The organism is Kocuria sp. CPCC 205260 (genome assembly GCF_040981045.1).
Taxonomy (GTDB): Bacteria; Actinomycetota; Actinomycetes; order Actinomycetales; family Micrococcaceae; genus Kocuria; species Kocuria palustris.
In genome coordinates this window covers 1-646 of record NZ_JAVKPT010000051.1, presented here as the reverse complement: position 1 = coordinate 646, position 646 = coordinate 1, and the positions used below count along the sequence as shown (strand labels likewise).

The following is a 646-nucleotide window of genomic DNA, read 5'->3' as shown; positions in this document are numbered from 1 at the left end:
ATCCCGGACAGGCCGCCGCCGGGGACCACCACGGCGCCGCCGCGGCCGTCGTCGGCGATCCGGGCGACCACGCGGGTGCCTCCCGCGGGATCGGTCTCGAGGCCCACCCGCACCGACGCGGCGCCGGCCTGGGCGTGCTTGACGATGTTGGCGATGCCCTCGGAGACCGCGAAGTACACGGCGGCCTCGGTCTCCGGCGCCAGCCGCGGCACCCGCACGTCCACGGCGACCGGGACGGGGGACTGGGCGGCCACGGCGGAGAGGGCGGCGTCGAGGCCCCGGTCCTCCAGGACCGCCGGGTGGAAGCCCCGGGCCAGGCGGCGCAGCTCGGCGATCGCGGCCTTGGTGGTGGCATGCGCCTCCCCGATGAGGTCCTTGGCCCCGGCGGGGTCGTGGTCGATCCGGCGCTGGGCCATCGACAGGTTCATGGCCACGGACACGAGCTGGGGCTGCACGCCGTCGTGCAGGTCCCGTTCGATCCGGGACCGCTCGGTGCGGGCTCCGCGGACGGCGGTCTCGCGGGCGGCCGCGGCCTCGGCGGCCCGGCGGCGCAGCTCCGCCGCCTCGTCCACCCGGAGCAGCAGCCGGGACAGACCCCGGTGCGCGGCCACGGCGAGGACCACGACGAGCAGCCCGAGGAGGACCA

The 646-nt window shown here is 77.7% G+C and carries 1 protein-coding gene; it reads right to left on the bottom strand.

The window, feature by feature from the left end; all coding sequences use genetic code 11:
* A partial coding sequence (locus tag RF645_RS13075) for a sensor histidine kinase (RefSeq protein WP_368819253.1) occupies positions 1 to 646 on the bottom strand: 646 nt, incomplete at both ends.